Annotated in this window: 16 protein-coding genes; 5 read left to right on the top strand and 11 right to left on the bottom strand. The window is 51.8% G+C overall.

Going from position 1 to position 16,106, the window contains the following annotated elements; genetic code table 11:
• Nucleotides 1–21 precede the first annotated feature (21 nt).
• A complete protein-coding gene (locus ORD20_RS15775) occupies nucleotides 22–621 on the top strand; it encodes a hypothetical protein (RefSeq protein ID WP_146038990.1) in 600 nt (199 codons plus the stop codon).
• 546 nt (nucleotides 622–1,167) lie between these two features.
• On the opposite strand, the gene ORD20_RS15770 is transcribed toward ORD20_RS15775, so the two are convergent.
• Complete coding sequence (locus ORD20_RS15770) at nucleotides 1,168–1,401, bottom strand: hypothetical protein (RefSeq protein WP_242968328.1); 234 nt, start codon at nucleotides 1,399–1,401, stop codon at nucleotides 1,168–1,170.
• Between the two features lie 749 nt (nucleotides 1,402–2,150).
• On the opposite strand from ORD20_RS15770, the gene ORD20_RS15765 reads away from it, so the two are divergent.
• Nucleotides 2,151–3,128 (top strand): hypothetical protein, encoded by a 978-nt coding sequence (locus ORD20_RS15765; RefSeq protein WP_103374735.1) that lies wholly within the window; start codon nucleotides 2,151–2,153, stop codon nucleotides 3,126–3,128.
• Here ORD20_RS15765 and ORD20_RS15760 read toward each other — a convergent pair.
• The 8 genes from ORD20_RS15760 to ORD20_RS15725 all read right to left on the bottom strand — a co-directional run bounded on the left by ORD20_RS15760 (nucleotide 3,125) and on the right by ORD20_RS15725 (nucleotide 10,936).
• Complete coding sequence (locus ORD20_RS15760) at nucleotides 3,125–3,829, bottom strand: ABC transporter ATP-binding protein (protein WP_103374736.1); 705 nt, start codon at nucleotides 3,827–3,829, stop codon at nucleotides 3,125–3,127. The genes ORD20_RS15765 and ORD20_RS15760 overlap by 4 nt on opposite strands.
• Nucleotides 3,830–3,855: 26 nt before the next feature.
• Nucleotides 3,856–4,590 carry an ABC transporter ATP-binding protein gene (locus ORD20_RS15755; protein WP_103374737.1) on the bottom strand — a complete coding sequence of 245 codons (735 nt, stop codon included), beginning with the start codon at nucleotides 4,588–4,590 and terminating at the stop codon, nucleotides 3,856–3,858.
• Nucleotides 4,580–5,524: a branched-chain amino acid ABC transporter permease gene (locus ORD20_RS15750; protein ID WP_207654620.1), complete on the bottom strand. Its 945-nt coding sequence runs from the start codon at nucleotides 5,522–5,524 to the stop codon at nucleotides 4,580–4,582. Before ORD20_RS15750 ends, ORD20_RS15755 begins: the two co-directional genes overlap by 11 nt.
• A complete protein-coding gene (locus tag ORD20_RS15745; protein ID WP_103374738.1) occupies nucleotides 5,517–6,392 on the bottom strand; it encodes a branched-chain amino acid ABC transporter permease in 876 nt (291 codons plus the stop codon). The genes ORD20_RS15750 and ORD20_RS15745 overlap by 8 nt, the downstream gene beginning before the upstream one ends.
• 52 nt (nucleotides 6,393–6,444) lie before the next feature.
• Nucleotides 6,445–7,677 (bottom strand): ABC transporter substrate-binding protein, encoded by a 1,233-nt coding sequence (locus ORD20_RS15740; protein ID WP_103374739.1) that lies wholly within the window; start codon nucleotides 7,675–7,677, stop codon nucleotides 6,445–6,447.
• A gap of 192 nt (nucleotides 7,678–7,869) precedes the next feature.
• Complete coding sequence (locus ORD20_RS15735) at nucleotides 7,870–9,330, bottom strand: NADP-dependent glyceraldehyde-3-phosphate dehydrogenase (RefSeq protein WP_103374740.1); 1,461 nt, start codon at nucleotides 9,328–9,330, stop codon at nucleotides 7,870–7,872.
• A gap of 395 nt (nucleotides 9,331–9,725) precedes the next feature.
• The gene (locus ORD20_RS15730) at nucleotides 9,726–10,202 is read right to left on the bottom strand and encodes a universal stress protein (RefSeq protein WP_158246193.1); all 477 of its coding nucleotides are present in this window, start codon (nucleotides 10,200–10,202) and stop codon (nucleotides 9,726–9,728) included.
• A 92-nt stretch (nucleotides 10,203–10,294) separates the two neighbouring features.
• Complete coding sequence (locus tag ORD20_RS15725) at nucleotides 10,295–10,936, bottom strand: pyridoxamine 5'-phosphate oxidase family protein (RefSeq protein WP_103374742.1); 642 nt, start codon at nucleotides 10,934–10,936, stop codon at nucleotides 10,295–10,297.
• 382 nt (nucleotides 10,937–11,318) lie between these two features.
• On the opposite strand from ORD20_RS15725, the gene ORD20_RS15720 reads away from it, so the two are divergent.
• Nucleotides 11,319–13,373: a S9 family peptidase gene (locus ORD20_RS15720; protein WP_103374743.1), complete on the top strand. Its 2,055-nt coding sequence runs from the start codon at nucleotides 11,319–11,321 to the stop codon at nucleotides 13,371–13,373.
• 54 nt (nucleotides 13,374–13,427) lie between these two features.
• Here the strand turns inward: ORD20_RS15720 and ORD20_RS15715 are convergent, their stop codons facing one another.
• Complete coding sequence (locus ORD20_RS15715; RefSeq protein ID WP_430626353.1) at nucleotides 13,428–13,769, bottom strand: ADP-ribosylglycohydrolase family protein; 342 nt, start codon at nucleotides 13,767–13,769, stop codon at nucleotides 13,428–13,430.
• Nucleotides 13,770–14,005: 236 nt separating this feature from the next.
• Between ORD20_RS15715 and ORD20_RS15710 the strand changes: the two genes are divergently transcribed.
• A complete protein-coding gene (locus ORD20_RS15710) occupies nucleotides 14,006–14,689 on the top strand; it encodes a phosphoadenylyl-sulfate reductase (RefSeq protein ID WP_242968330.1) in 684 nt (227 codons plus the stop codon).
• On the top strand, nucleotides 14,686–15,204 hold the full coding sequence (locus tag ORD20_RS15705) for a hypothetical protein (RefSeq protein ID WP_430626352.1): 519 nt from the start codon (nucleotides 14,686–14,688) through the stop codon (nucleotides 15,202–15,204). Before ORD20_RS15710 ends, ORD20_RS15705 begins: the two co-directional genes overlap by 4 nt.
• Here the strand turns inward: ORD20_RS15705 and ORD20_RS15700 are convergent.
• Nucleotides 15,174–16,103, bottom strand: coding sequence for a class II aldolase/adducin family protein (locus ORD20_RS15700; protein WP_430626351.1), 930 nt, complete (start codon nucleotides 16,101–16,103; stop codon nucleotides 15,174–15,176). The two genes, ORD20_RS15705 and ORD20_RS15700, sit on opposite strands and share 31 nt — an antisense overlap.
• Nucleotides 16,104–16,106: the final 3 nt, after the last annotated feature.

The following is a 16,106-nucleotide window of genomic DNA, read 5'->3' as shown; positions in this document are numbered from 1 at the left end:
GAAAAGAATGAAGGAGGTGCTATGATGATTATTCATCCATGGAAATTGGTAAAAAATCATAAATGGTCATTTCTAGCCGCCGCTGTTCTCATGAGTATCATGAGTACGATTATCTTGAACAAACTACGGGCTGATTCGACTAATAGCAATAGCAACCAAATTGCAGAAAAAATTGCTGAAGCGATTAGTGCTCCCGGAGGAGTAATCCCTCTAACATCCGTACCACTCGGAACAGCGCTTTCGCTGTCTCAAAAAAATAGTCTTTTACAAAATCAAGAGACGGTATTATCCAATGTCTTTAGGCCACAAAGTCCCTTGTTTGATACCGACTTAGCGGGGTATCAAACAGCTTTGACCAATGTTGCTACTGAACGGCGGACACAGGATATTGTCACATCTCTCGACTTAACGTCCCTTACCATAAAAAACGGATTAGCGACAGCAACATGGCAAGCCCAACTTTCTTTTACCAGTCAATGGCGAAATTCCACGACCGCCTCATGGTCACAACCTTATAAGGCGATAAATGGATTATATGGAACAACTACTTTGGAAGAAATTAATGGACAATGGTTGATATCCAATCAAGTGAGCAACTTTCTTCCAGGAGAGGGCCCTTAAGGTCCCTATTATCCCGAACATTGCTTCAAAAGGATGTTCGAGTTATAGTGACCAAAATTTACTGACTAGCACTAGATCGGGGGTATTCTCGGCTTTGACACTTCGGCACTGCCTCTCAGGTAGCTCGGAGGCACTTGTCCTTAAGCAAGTTTTACTAGAGTTTTGACCCAGTCATCCATGGAACTAAATCTCTACGAATCTCTGATGTTCCTAAGCGTGGCAGACTCAACTTGGGTAAGTTTGACTAAAACCCCGAGGCGTCAATAATGGTGTTTACGACGCGATTTCTGGCACTGGCTGTTTTCTTACTCAGTGAGTCGTTGGTGCGGGCTAATCGGATCACGGGGTGACATAGCGTGCACAGTATATCCTATTGAAGAGTTTTTTCCGCTGTCGCCAATTTCAGTCCATGCGTGGCGAGTCCACAGCTGTTTGTAACGCAGATCCCAGAGAGTCAATGGGCCTCAATTATGGCGGAACAGGAGGAATCGACGCCAAAACAGCGGCCCGACGGGCCGTTCAGGAATTTCGATGATTGGGTGGGGTTCACGACCCCACCAGGCGGCGCGCCCGCTGAGATCGCCGCTGCCGTATCCGTCCGAGCGCCATCGCCAACATGACGACGAGGGCTAAACCACAGCGGAGGTGCATTTTCTTGAATCCCCGAATGGTATACCATTCGAACCCAAACGCAAACGATACATCCAACCGACTGTTCACCTGTTCCACCGCCGTGCGATGGGCATACTCATGCTTCCATTGATAACTGGCCCGGTCCATGGGCGTAAAAATCCGCCGATCAGTCTGTAAGGGAATGCGCAGGCCCTGAGCGACGGGACAGTGGTCTTGACCCTCGCAGGACGCGCCCGCAAAGCGGGCGGGACACCGTTTTTGAGACGTTGGCGCCCGGCTTCGAATCCGCCGTTACTCATGGTGTGCACCTGACCCGAGACCGGATCGTGACAAAACACCTCTTGAGAAGGGTCATAGAATCCTGACGAACACTTTCTGAGTCCGCCCCTGTGTCAGGTGTACCCATCTGACAGTCTCATTTGGGTACACCCAGTTGAGACGGATTTCCAGAGACGGATTGTCGTCGTTTCCAACGTATCGTATGCTTGACTCATTAATCATATTGAAAACCGGAGCGAAAACCCCATCATTTACGGGTATGCTCGGGTGAGTTCGCCTACGCAAAGTCTGGGCACGCAGGTCCGTCAATTGCGACGCCTGCCAGAAGAGCGATCCCTCACACCGCGCACGCAGTTTGCGGGGCTTCTAGACTCCTGCCCCCCTAAAGCTGTCGTAGTCCCGCCCAGCGGTGACCCGCTCTATTTTCCCAGTTTACTCTCTGGCAGCAGCGACCTCCAACCAACGCATTCCCAAGCCTTTACCATCCCCATATCTGCGCGGCAGCCCCACGTAGCCAAGAAATCCGTGAAAACATAAATGGCTTCGTTAGGGACAGACCCGTCGCGGGCATAATAACTAGGAGGAACGGGATACGGATATCGGGGAAGGGATAGCGATTGAGGCCATCATGGCAATCCTTAGAGACCATTATTCATGAAGCCGTCGCAGACTTGGGCGAACGCATCATCATTCATCGTCATCAAGCGTTTTCGACAATGACGTGGGTCGTAGTCTGGACGCGGGATGACAATCCCTATAGCCACCAGCATGAAGTATGGCCCCCTTTATGGCGGATCCGTGCAGGTACCTCATGGGCGCTGTGGGAAGCCCAAACCGCTTCGACGCCGGTCCACTGGACCTTAAAATATGACAAGGATACATGGACGGAAGTAGGACAGAACGAGGGCAATATCATGCATAAAGCTCAGCAAGCGTTCCTGGGCTTTCTAGGCCGTATTCCCCCGCCGACGGCTCGGTCTGTAAGGCATTCTCCATGTGCTCTTAAGATCCGTGAATGGATCTGGCAAGGCCTGTTATGGACAACGCCCTTCTTGTTCTGGAGAACGACACGACTGATAGCCTTAGGTATGGTCATCGCAACCACTGCGGTGGTTAGTCTTTCTTATGTGCTTGATATTCGGCAGCAGTTTCGCTCTCGCATCCATGTGCCGCCTGTGCCGCGTGCCTATAGTCCCGTGGCATGCCTAACCAAACCGTCGTGCGCGATTGCACACTGGGAGATCACCGATCCCGATGCGCCCTCGCATCGCCTCTTTCAGCATTTACAAAATTGGCTCGTAGAGGAAGAGCTGCCCTTTGAACTTCACGCACGGCGCACGGATTTATGGCGCCTAAGCGCGCAAGCGGGAGCGTCTCCGTCGGTCCCTAGCTTCTTATCCATCACCCTCGTCAGCTCAGGGTATGCCATTCATTGGTATTACGATGTCTATGATTGGGATGGCAACTATGTCCCCTTAGTCCAAGATGCGCTGATCTGGTCGGGTTCTTGCTGGCTATATCACGACGTGCCCCTAGAAGACAGTTTTTTGCCTCTACTACGAAAAAAACTGGCGCCTCACGCGCCAGTTCCTTAAGTCAATCCAAAATACGCGGCTTTAATATGAGTGTCCGCATCAAGCTCTTCCGGCGATCCATCAAAGTGCACACGACCATTGTCCAAGACGTAAACATGGTCAGCACCCTGTAAAAACTTAATATTTTGTTCGGCAATAAGAAAAGCGGGTCCCGTACGGCGGTAGGTTTCTAACAACCCCAACAGTTCATTCACCATCACAGGAGCCAATCCGGATGACGGCTCGTCCATCAATATTAACCGGGGTTGACCCATCAACGCTTTAGCAAATCCTAAAATTTTTCGTTGACCGCCACTGAGGCTTCCTGCCGCTTGCTTGCGGCGCGCCTTCAGCAAGGGCAATTGTTGATAAATCCGATCCAATTGTTGCCGTGATTGGGAGCCGGAAAGATAATACGCACCCAGTTTAAGATTTTCTTCAATACTCAATGTCGCAATGACACCAATTTCGGATAAGAAGGCCATGCCAGCGCGAACACGCCGACTCGTGGGCCAATGCACCACATCATCACCGCCGAACTTAACATGCCCCTGCCAAGCGGGTAATAAGCCGACAACCGTTTTAAGCAATGTGGTTTTGCCCGCTCCATTGGCACCCAGCAGAACCACTTGTTGACCCTGATCCACCACAAACGTAATGTCGGATAGCACTTGCAAGGTCCCGTAGCCACCGCTTAACGCTGCCACCTCGAGTATGGCCATGTATGCTTCCCCCTTCTCGCCATCACCTATTGCACGGAGCTAACGTCCACCGCGTCGTTACCGAGGTAAACCGCCGACACAATAGGGTCTTGTGCGGCTAAGGCCAACGACCCTTCAAAAATTTCCTTGCCTGCATTCATCACAATCACCCGGTCCGTCAATTGATTGACAAACCCTAAATGATGCTCGACAACGATGAGCGCCATTGCCCGATCCGCCAAATGCCGCAAGCTGTCCGCCATTTGGTGTAGTTCGTGGGGGCCAAGACCCGCCGCCAATTCGTCCACGAGCACCAACTCGGGCCCTGTCGTTAAGGCCCGGGCTAAATCCAACAGCTTCTGTTGACTGCTATTGAGGCTCTGCGCTAACCGATCCGCAGCATCCGCTAAGCCGGTAAACTCCAGAACTTCCCGCGGAGTCATCGCTCCGGGCCGGGCAAAATGATGCGCGAGTTCAACATTTTCCGCCACCGTCAAGGTTTTAAATGGCTTAGGAATTTGAAACGTCCGATTAATCCCGTGCCGTGCACGCCGATGCATAGGCCAGTTCGTGATGGTGCGGCCCTGATATTGCACAAGCCCGCCATCCGGACGATAGAGTCCTGAAATGACGTTGATAAGGGTTGTTTTACCGGAGCCATTGGGCCCCACCAACCCTAGAATTTCCCCTGGCGCAACTTGAAGGCTCACGCCATCTAAGGCCTTAAATCCGCCAAAGGTCTTCACAATTTTATCGACGAGTAATAGGGGTTCACGGGACATAGTTTCCCCTCCGTTGCAAGAGTGAGACCACTCCGCCAGGCAAAAACAATACCAACAGCACAATGAGCAGTCCATAAATCAATTCGAAATATTGGGGGTCGGAGATCCCAATCGCGTTATAGAGCCCGTACAAGACGACCGACCCCAAAATAGGGCCAATCGCGGTGCCGCCTCCCCCGAATAACGTAAACACAATGGCTAGGATGCTGATGCTGAGATCAAACACGGTACTGGGGTAAAACACAGACAAATGCCAGCCAAAAATTGCGCCCGTCAACCCGGCGATGACTGCGCTGACAATCCAAATTATGGTGCGCGTGCGCACGACTGCAATGCCCGCCATCTCAGCGCTCACGGGATCTTCACGGATGGCCATGAGGGCACGGCCAAACGCGGTATTTTTGATGACGATGACAATGATCGTGGTCACAATCAACAACACGACCATGGCAATGTAACTCGTTTCAGGATGATAGCTTTGCACTAATGATTCCCCATACGGCCCATTCGTGAGATGCACGAGGGCCGGATTGGCGACCACATTATACAAAACCTCAGACGCGGCAAGACTGCTAATAGCAAAATAGGCCCCCGATAGACGCAATAGCGGAGACAGAATCAATGCCACAATGACGGAAAACAAGGCACCCACAATGAGTGCCACCAGGCCCGGAAGATGAAAGATCTCAATGCCCATGGCCATGCCATACGCCCCAATGCCGAAAAAACCGACATAACCAAACGGCAAATAGCCTGTAAACCCATATAATAAGTTCACACCTTGGGCCAAAACCATAAAGGCCATCATTTGAAAAATCACCGCTTGATTAGCGTAAACCATGGGGGCCACAGAAAATGCTGCCAGTAAGACAACCGGGATGGCGACATTCGTGCCCATATGAGACCGCCGACTCACGAGCTTCGGACTAAGCATTGCGCACCCCCCTGCCTAACAGCCCCGAGGGTTTGACCAACACAATAATCAACAGCAGAAGATACGGCACAAGATTAGACCACGATGAAAAATACGTTTGCATCAGCATGACCGAAATGCCGTAGACTAAGCCCCCAAGAACCGAACCCAAGGGATTACCTAGAGAACCAATCACCACAATGGCAAACGCAATGGTGGTCAGCCCCAATCCCGTAGACGGGTCGATGCTGCCAATCATAAAGGGACTCATCACCCCCGCCATCGCAGCCAAACCAATCCCCACTGCAAAAATAATGGCAGAAGTTTGCGCTACCGGCAATCCGCTCGCCATCGCTTCGTCGCGGTTGCCCATAACGGCTCGCGCCGCATACCCAATGCGGGTATAGTATAAAAACCCATACGTGACGCCAATCATAATCAAACTCACAAGTGCGGTGATTACCCATGCCATTTGATAATTCTGGCCCAAAAAATGAAGGGGGGCGGATCCCATAATGGCTAACGGCAACGAACGCGGATTGTTGCCAAATCCAATCACATCAAGCGCCTCAATAATTTGTGATAACCCAAAGAATAGAATCAACGAGAGCATTTCCGGATCCTTCGACTTGGTTAGTCGGGGAATTAAAGGAAAGTACAACACGTACGCCACCACAACAAATAGAACCAACGCTAAGATTAGACTCATCAATGGATTGACATGGGCAGATGCGTACGCCACGACGGCTAGGTACCCACCAAGAACCACAAAATCGCCATGCGCTAAGTTCACCACCTGCATCACACCAAAGATCAAATTGAGCCCCAGGGCCATAAATCCAAAAAAGACGCCAAATAAGATACCGGCAATAAGACTGTATTCGAGCATTCGCCCCTCCTATGAATGGCCCCTGGCACGTAAACCAGGGGCATAAAATGCGTTATGAAAGCGGGGTCATCAATTGGACGGATACTTGACCTTGGGCGTTGGCAGAAATTTTTCCAACGGGCAAGGTTTCTCCGGTTTGGGCACCCTCGGAGTTAATTTGGAACTTGCCATCTAATGTTTCAATCGTGCCCGAAAAACGGGACACGGCGTGACGCAACGACAACTGACTCAGACTATTAGCGGTTTGCAGCGTTTTCTGGATGATAAGACCCGTGTTGTAACCAGCAATGTTCAAGAAGTTGGCATTGTCCCCCGTCGCCTTCTTGAACGCGGCAATAAATTGGCTGGAATCCATCCCGTAGTTGACGTGTGCATGAGAAATCAACGGCGGAGCGGGATACGTGTATGTTCCATTAATCGCTGAAGGCCCAACACTACTCGTAAATAGCGACGGCAGTTGTCCGGGGAAGACCGTAAATACCATCTTATACTGGCTTCCGCTGGCCTTGAGCGCTTGAAGGAATGAGACATCATTATTCGGATATCCGAACTCGATGACGGCCTGAGGTTTGGTCTGCGCGATGTTATTCAGCAACACCGAGTAACTTGAGGTGCTTGTCGGAACCCCCGAGTTATAGACGGGCGTGATCCCCGCCGCCTTCAATTTGGTCACCAGGGTCTGATCCTGAGACTGGTCAAAGTCATTGGTATCATACAAAATCGCAATCCGCGAATAATGCTTACCAATCAAATATTGCGCTAAGGAATCGGGCCATAACCCTGAGTTAGGCAAGGATGTCAAAACAATATAGGGGTTATTGGGCGTAAAAAAGGTGGTACCTGTCCCACTTTGGTCGAACAGCACCATTTTGTTTTCTTCAGCCACAGGCACCGCCACAGATGTCAGCACCGAACCAAAGTCCGCCACCAATATGTTGACGTGGTTAACCGAGATTAATTGCGAATACAAACTCGTAGCCGTTGTCGCTGAACTTTGATCATTATAGGCCACAATTTTAATGGGCACTTTCTTATTCAGGGCTTTGACAAACACCCCGCCCGCCTTGTTCACCTGATTGGCCCAAAACTTCAATCCATCATATTCTGGGAGCGATGACGTTGCAAACGATCCACTCCCCGCATATAAGGTCCCGATCGTGATTTGGGAAACATTTTTCGCCGGAGGTACCGACGTCGTAGATGACGTGCCACAGCCCGCCAATGTGGCGCCAAGCAAAGCTGCTGATAAGCTAAATAACGCCATCGTTTGCTTGCGTTTACGCATAGAAGAATCCTCCCAAAAGGATTTATTTGTGTGAATACTGCATACTACTGAATAATACCCTAAAATAAGTCGATACGGTACAACCTTTATTTGCGTGAATATTCATTGCGATATTTGAGACAATTGCACAAAAACCTCTCCCGTTATCGGGAGAGGTTTTTCTGGCTGGTACAAATCTCCTTCGAAAGGCTCTTAGAGATTCAACACGGTTGACTTCAGTCGCGTCATAGCGAGTAAGGAGTAGCGCACGCCTTGGGCACCCATTCCCGAGGCTTTAGTGCCCACAAATGGAAAATGGTCCGGACCTCGCGAGGTTTTGCCGTTAATTTGAACGGTTCCCACGTCCAACTCTTCGGCCAATAAGAACGCTTGGGACACGTCTTGTGTAAAGATGGCGCCTTGCAGCCCGTACTCACTGGCGTTGGCTAACTCCACGCCTTCTTCCGCGTCATGAATTCGGATAATCGGCAACACCGGTCCAAAGGGTTCTTCCCAAGCTACCCGCATATCGCGCGTTACAAAATCCAGCACGACAGGATAAATCAAATTCCCCTCCCGCCGAAGTGGAGTCAATGCCACCGCCCCTTGCGCCACCGCTTCATGTATCATATCCCAAACAAAATCGGCGGCTTCATTTGAAATCAAAGGCGTCACCACACTATCCGCCTCTGGTGCCCCCACCGATAAAGTCATCACCTTTTGGGCCACGGCCGTAGCCAATTGATCCGCGATCTCCTCGACCACCAAAACCCGTTTGACTGCCGTACAGCGTTGGCCTGAATAAGAAAAGGCCCCGCTCACAATATTGTCTCGAGCCCGTTCAATATTGGCATCGGCGAGCACAATGGCGGCATCTTTCCCGCCCAGCTCGAGGAGCAAGGGGACCATAATGGCTTTGGACGCAATATGTTGGCCCGTCTGCGTCGAACCCGTGAAGTTAATCATATTGACGCGGGGATGGCTAATCAGATAATCGCCAATCACCCGTCCGGAACCTGTAATGGCGATGATGACGTTGTCTGGAATCCCCGCTTCGTAGGCCAATCGTGTGATATTCAGCCCCGCAATAGCGCCTTGTGTCGGCGGTTTCAAGACGACGACATTGCCCCCCATTAAAGCAGGCGCAATCTTCGTGACAGCCAGGTTGATGGGATAATTAAACGGAGGAATGGCCAAAACCACCCCTAGTGGTACGCGGCCAACAATACTGACTTTCTGTCGCGTTTGACCCGGAAACGCGTCTCCAAACAACGTTTCGCCTGCCAGTCGCAATCCTTCCTCGGCGGTGTAGTGGATGAAATCCGCCGAGCGCTGCACTTCGTCGAGAGAATCACGGTGGTTCTTGGCGATTTCTAACATCAGTAGTTCCGCTAGCTCCGCCCTGTTCGCTTCTAGCTTATCTGCCCATTGATGAAGCAGGTGAGCACGTTCGGTGAGAAGCATACGCTTCCAACTTTGAAAACCTTCTTGTAATCGTCCAATCGCCTGGTCAACTTCTTCTCGCGAAAAGGCATGCACCTTGCCAATAATTTGACCGTGAACAGGACCATAGACGGCCACATGTTCTCCGCTCTGACACGATGTCCACCCCTGTGGTCCTAACTGTACACAATCATCGGCACTGTTAGGAATAAATACTGATGTATTTGCCATACTGCCTCCTCCATAAAACGCATCTGCTGTGGGATTTTATGCTTGTGACTTCAGAGGCTGCCTGTCCTCAGCGGGTTTCATCACGAGAGGAAAAACGAGGAAATTTGCTATCAGTCCTCAGACACCTTGCAGTCGATAAGGTTATGCTACCATAAAACCTTCCCTAAAACTTCAATAATCTGTAGCAATTGTCTGTTTAATATTAGAACCTTATAACCTTCCCAATCCTGCAAATCGTGCCGTAGATGGGCCCAAGGCGATATATTCTCATACATCGTGAATTCGCACCGCGTACTACCTGAGGGGCTCGACTCGCCCACCTGCCGAAAGAGACCGCACGGTTTCGCCACCAAAGCATGACTCGCGCTATGTCGTATGAGGACATGCGGCCTCCTTTAACGCGCTGTAGGGCTAGGCACTATCAGGACAGGTAACGTGCTGTGAGTGGTTAACCAGTGCGGTACACTGCCCAGGAAATTTTCCTTAACGGGAGACCCCTGATGACGCCCAACACAAATGGCCTCCGCGTGGTGCTCACGTGCCCACGCCTCAAGCATGGCAGCAATGCTCCCATGTTGTCCTGGCATCAGGCTTAAAACGTGATGGCGTACAACAATCCCGGGCGCATGCGGCATCTGCACCAACTGGGTAAACGCCGCGTGAGCTGCGCTATCCCACTGCTTTTCAAAAAAATCAGGGTCATGAGGCAAAGCCCCCCCTAAATCAGCACGGGCTTCGTCCCGGTAGAAGGTCTTCACCGTCTTGATGTCAATAGCCCATAATGTCCCGCTTGCATCCAATATGCGGTAAGCAGCAGCTGCCGCCGCAAAACTCCCATCCGACCCATCGAATCCGACAACCACTGAGTGCATCAACATGCCCCCCGTCTTAGTCACACGCTGAATTTAGTCGCAACATTCCGGCATTCTCAAAGAACCACCAGCGCCATGGGCTCAGGAGCGCATCATTTGGCGGGCAAATACGGCGGGGCCGTGATGTCTGGCGACTGTTGAGGGTCTTGTACACACTCTACAGCCAATTGCTTCATATTTACCACGCCTGCCCAAAATGGCAAGCTCAAGTCGGACACATCATCAAGAGGCGGGCCTGAGCGAATTTTTGCTGAAGCTTCCGTTAACGGCATTCCAAAGACGCGCGTGGTTTTGATTTCCACGTCCGTTGGTCTACGGCAATCATTCCATCGCCCCGGCATGACATGCTCGACCATGGCCTCCAACACCGAGGTTTTGTGCCGAACATCGGTGACTTCATACGGCGTGCCCATAACCACCACCGACCGGTAGTTAAGCGAATGATTATACGCAGAGCGCGCGAGGACGAGCCCATCTAAGAGGGTGACTGATAAGGTCGCATGGGCCTCTTCCTTTAGATCTTTAAAAATCCCCGCAGCGACAGCTCCGTGGAAATATACTTGGTCTTCGATACGCACGTGCAACGTCGGCAAGACCACCGGCACACCGTCCCGAATTACGGCGATATGACAATACAGGGCTTCATCCATAATACTGTAGATGGTGTTAAAATCGTAATGCCCGCGCTCCGAGTGCCTATGTACGCGGATGCGTGACGAAATGTTTGGGTCCATGTGTGCTCTCCTTAATATCAGTGATGGTCTGTGATGAGCTACAAGCGGTTTGGTGCTTTCTTTTTATGCCACCTCACCCCCAAAACACCTTATTTCGCACAAGGCAAACAACCAGCGAAGAGGCATTACGTCTCCATAATACAAGATCCAAAGAGCTCTCAGATAGCTTACGTGTCCCTTTCTGGCGTGCATCCGTGGGGCATTATGACCGCTTATACCACAAGAGGTACGACACGGGCGTCTTCCGGCGTCTTCGTGGCAAGAAATTTTGCCAAACACCTGGGTCGGGGAGGAATGAGAAGGCATTAGCGCGAACTACAAAGATGTCACATCATAACTACATACGCTAACAACACGACGTTCTATGGCTTAGGAGGCAACGATGATTCCACGCGCTGAAAAAATTCCCTATCTCCACATCCTTCACGGTGATGTGCGTGAAGACAATTATTATTGGTTGAAAGACCGCAATAATCCCGAGGTCATTCGTTATCTAGACGATGAAAATCGGTATTTCGAAGAAACCATGCAGCCGCTTCGAAGTCTTACAGACGCTCTCTATCAAGAGATGCTAGCCTATGTGCCCGAAGACGACGAGGAAGTCGCCGCCGCGCAACCACCCTACTACTATTATCGGCGCACGGCCAAGGGCCAGCAATATCCCATCTATGCGCGCAAGGCCGCACACCACCGGAAAGATCTCAGCACAGCCCACGAGCAAGTGCTGTTAGACATCAACGTACACGCCGCAGGTCAGACCTTTTACCACGTTAGCCTCATCCGGCTGAGTCCCGACCAACAATGGTTAGCCTATCTCGAAAATCGCGACGGTACAGACCGTTATACCTTACGCATTAAACATATCGACACCGAAACGTATTTGCCTGAAACCATTCCCAATGTTTTTCTCAGTCAAAGCGTGGAATGGGACGCGACGAATACGTACTTGTTTTATACGCTAGTTGATGCTTCGCAACGTCCTTACCGTCTCATGCGCCATCAGCGGGGCACAGACCCGGCCATGGATAGCTTAATTTACGAAGAACAGGACACCACTTTTTCGCTGGCATTGAAAAAAACGCGAGATGGCCGCTTTCTTCTTTTAACGTCACAAAATAAAGAGACCAGCGAGGTGCGGTGGCTCGATGCTAACCACCCGCTAGAACCATGGACCGTGTTCACACCGCGGCGCACGGGCCTCTTATACTCTATGGAACATTGGCACCATCAATTTGTCGTCCTCACTAATGACGGCGCCCCTAACTTCGCGGTCAAGGTCTGTGAAGACGAGTCTGCTGGATGGGACTCCTTGCGTGATCTCGTACCCGTGGATCCGACCGTCTACCTACAAGATGTTGTTCCGTTCGCGCATGCATTGATTCTGGAAGGACGTCAAGAGGGCCTGAGCCAAATCTGGATCTATTACCAAGACCAACGTCTCGAAAAACTGAAATGGCCGGAGAACCTCTATCATGTCGCATTAGGCCCTAACCGCAGCTATGAGACGGATGAAGTCTTGATAGACTATGAATCTTTTCTCACCCCGAAAACCACCTTGGGATTCAACCTGACGACTCAAACACGTACCGTGCTCCACAAACAGGTGGGAGGGCGCCCGTTTGAGTCCCATCACTATGAACAAAAACGGCTTTGGGCCCCCGCCATAGACGGTACGTCCATTCCTTTGTCCGTGGTATACCGCGTAGACGCGTTGTCACAAGGCCCGGCTCCCCTAATACTCTATGGCTACGGATCTTACGGAGTCAGTGTCGACCCGCATTTTGACCCTGCCCAAATCCCTTTGTTAGATCGCGGCATTGTGCTCGTCACGGCCCACGTCCGTGGAGGCGCCGAACTTGGACGCGCGTGGTATGAACAAGGGAAGCTCCAACATAAACGCAATACCTTTACCGACTTTATCGATGCCGCTCGGTATTTAATCAAGGAAGGCTACACGACGCCCCAAAAGCTTGCGGCACGCGGCCGCAGTGCGGGCGGTTTGCTGATGGGCGCAGTCGCCAATATGGCCCCCGATCTGTTTCAGGTCATCGTCCCCGGCGTGCCTTTCGTGGATGTCCTCACGACGATGCTTGATGCCAGTATCCCACTGACGACATTAGAATGGGACGAATGGGGCAATCCGGCCCATGTAGAAGACTACTGGTATATGAAATCTTACAGTCCTTATGATAACATCACCGCACAGGACTATCCCCATATGATGCTATTCACGGGACTAAATGATCCACGCGTCGGCTATTGGGAACCGGCCAAGTTTGTTGCCAAGCTGCGCGAGGTGAAAACCGATACCCACACTCTTGTGCTGCGCACGGCGATGGGAGCGGGCCACGCGGGGGCTTCGGGCCGCTACCAGCGCTTCGCTGAGCTTGCGCAGGAATTTGCGTTTATCTTGGATAAGATAGCCCCTAACCAATAAGCGGCTCCAAGGAGTGGATGCGACGGGGTCGCTTTGCTCCTTGGAACTTATACGCTAAACCGGAGGAAGAATGCCCAGCTGTTTCAAAAACTCTTGAGCATTAGCAGGCCAATAGATGGGGGCGCGAGGCCGAAAACAACCAGGTTCTGGCGCAGGCCGGCAGTGGTCTAAAACTTGCACCCATGGCTCGGGCATTTGGGAAAACCCGTACACGGCTCCCAACAAAGCGCCTGCAATAGCCGCATTGGTATCGGTATCGTGGCCCAGCATGATCGTCGCGACAATGCCCTCCTCCAACGATGGGGCGTGCAGGAGTTGATAAAACGCATTATGCAACGCCGAGTCAAACGGGGCCACTTGCTGCCAAATCCGCATGATAGCGTCCATCCATTTCATTGCTCCCCTTTTACTATAGCGGATTTCAAAACGACTTGACCACGGTCCGCACGCGTTGAAACACGACGCAGATAGGGTGCCATACAGGAAGACCGGTTCGCTTTCCCAACCGAATGCATGACCCCATTAATATAATAGTAACCCGATCGTCTTTTTAGCCATATTAGTGTAAAGCCGCTCTCAAGTTGGCAGACACCACCGCGTTTAGAAACTTTTCAAGAAAGGATGAACAGATCGTGACCCCTGACTTGCGCATCAATCAGTGGCAACACACTTTACGCCACGCCCCCCTCCAAGACATTCTGATTTGGGCCAAAGAGACCTTTGGCGACACGATTGTCATCGCCTCCAGTTTGGGACCGGAAGATATGGTCATTCTTGATGCCGCCCATGCTACCGGATGGACCCCTCACGTCATTTGTCTTGATACTGGCGTCCTCTTCCCCCAAACCCTCGCCCTATTGGACCAAGCATGCCATCTCTACGACATTCACATTGAGCTCATCACCCCCAAGCAAAGCCTTGCCGACCAAGCCGAACAGTATGGTCCCCGTCTTTGGGAAACGCACCCTGATGTTTGCTGCCGACTACGCAAAGTCGAACCGCTGCGCGAAAGATTGGCCGCCGCTTCCGCGTGGATAACAGGTATTCGCCGCAGTCAAAGTCCGACGCGCCAAACAGCTGAAGTCGTCGAATGGGATCCCATTTTTTCGCGCATCAAAGTCAATCCTCTAGCGTTTTGGACGCATGATGCCGTGTGGGAATACATTCATCAGCGGCAGGTTCCTTACAATCCGTTACACGACCAAGGCTATCCCAGTATTGGCTGTATGCCCTGTACCCAGCCGAGCGATGGAACCAGTGAACGTAGTGGACGGTGGTCGGGATTTACCAAGACAGAATGTGGGTTACACCGATGACATACGCCAAAGTCATTGCGGTTACGGCGGACGTCGCGTGGGATGTCACCCTTCTCACCTGGGGGGCCTATGCTCCCCTGCAGCACCTCATGACGGGTGAAGAGTATCACAGCGTCTGCGAAACGATGCGCTTGCCCAACGGGACGATTTTCCCTCTTCCTATGGTCTTGCCCGTGCCAGCGTCCGTGGCCGAAGCTGTTCATCCGGGCGAAGACCTAGAGATGGTTGGGCGATATGGGTTTGCAGGGCAGATCAAAGTCACCGAAATTTTTAAGCGAGACCTACTCGATGAAGCGGCAACGGTCTATTTGACGACCGATATCCGACACCCCGGCGTTGCGCACCTTCTATCGCAAAGCCCATGGTGTCTCGCCGGAGACATCAAAGTCCTACATCCACCTGATTTACCATTTCATGAACCGGTCCATCCAGGCCAGGTCAAAGCGCTTATCCGCAAGTACCAGTGGCGAACCATCGCCGCCTTTCAGACCCGAACGACGGTCCCGCACGGATAATTTACCGATGTTTGGGGGATGCCATCCACCCATGCATGTATGTGAATCATCGCTCCAATTTCGGGGTGCGCTTCATAGATCCCCCAATGTTCTACCGCATCCACAGACACACGTAAGGGGGATGAGCCCGGGGAAACGGACAGACGCATCGCGTTGGCTTCGGCGTCATAGCCCTTAACCAGAAGAATATCCCGGCTCACCGTGCCAATTTTACCTTTATCGACCCCACTCGCTGACATCCAAAAGCGGTGTCGATCATGACGGGCGCTGAGATTGCCGTAGCTAATGCCCCCGATGCTAAAAACATATTGCAAGTGCCGGTAGTCTGCGGGCGATAACATCTCCGACAACGGATACGGGGTAGGAAACAAATTCCAAGCGGCCAGCGTGCGACTGGCGTGCCGCATCTGCTCCGTCACCGTCGTCCCTTCGGCCAATTCCGGGGGTAAATCTTCATCAAAAATATTGTCAATCACCAGACGCGAGGTGGCCAACGGAGCGATTCGGTCATAAATCGTGTGAAACCACTGGTCGCGGTCTCGGGTCGGCTCAGCCGGATAACACCCTAATTCAGGAGTCACTAGATATACCCAAGGTTCGGGATCCGGTCCGCCATAAATGAGCAGATTGGACAACGACCGCAATAATAACGGGTAGGCGTGATTCAAAGGCGATCCCTCTACGGGTGGTACCTCGGTGATTCCGACCACAAACACAGCCTTCGATTGACGCCGAAATGGTCGCGGCCTATGGGCGTCGACCAGGTGAAACACAAGCTCGCCGTCATCCGGATGCCCGACGTGTTCATGACCGTAAGCATCCATCACATATTCCAGTCCGCCTCGCATCATTTTCAGCCAAGAAGACGCTTGGAAATCGCCGTCAAATGCGTATTTCATAAC

Source organism: Sulfobacillus thermotolerans, assembly GCF_039623705.1.
Taxonomy (GTDB): Bacteria; Bacillota; Sulfobacillia; order Sulfobacillales; family Sulfobacillaceae; genus Sulfobacillus; species Sulfobacillus thermotolerans.
This window is presented reverse-complemented; position numbering and strand designations above follow the sequence as displayed.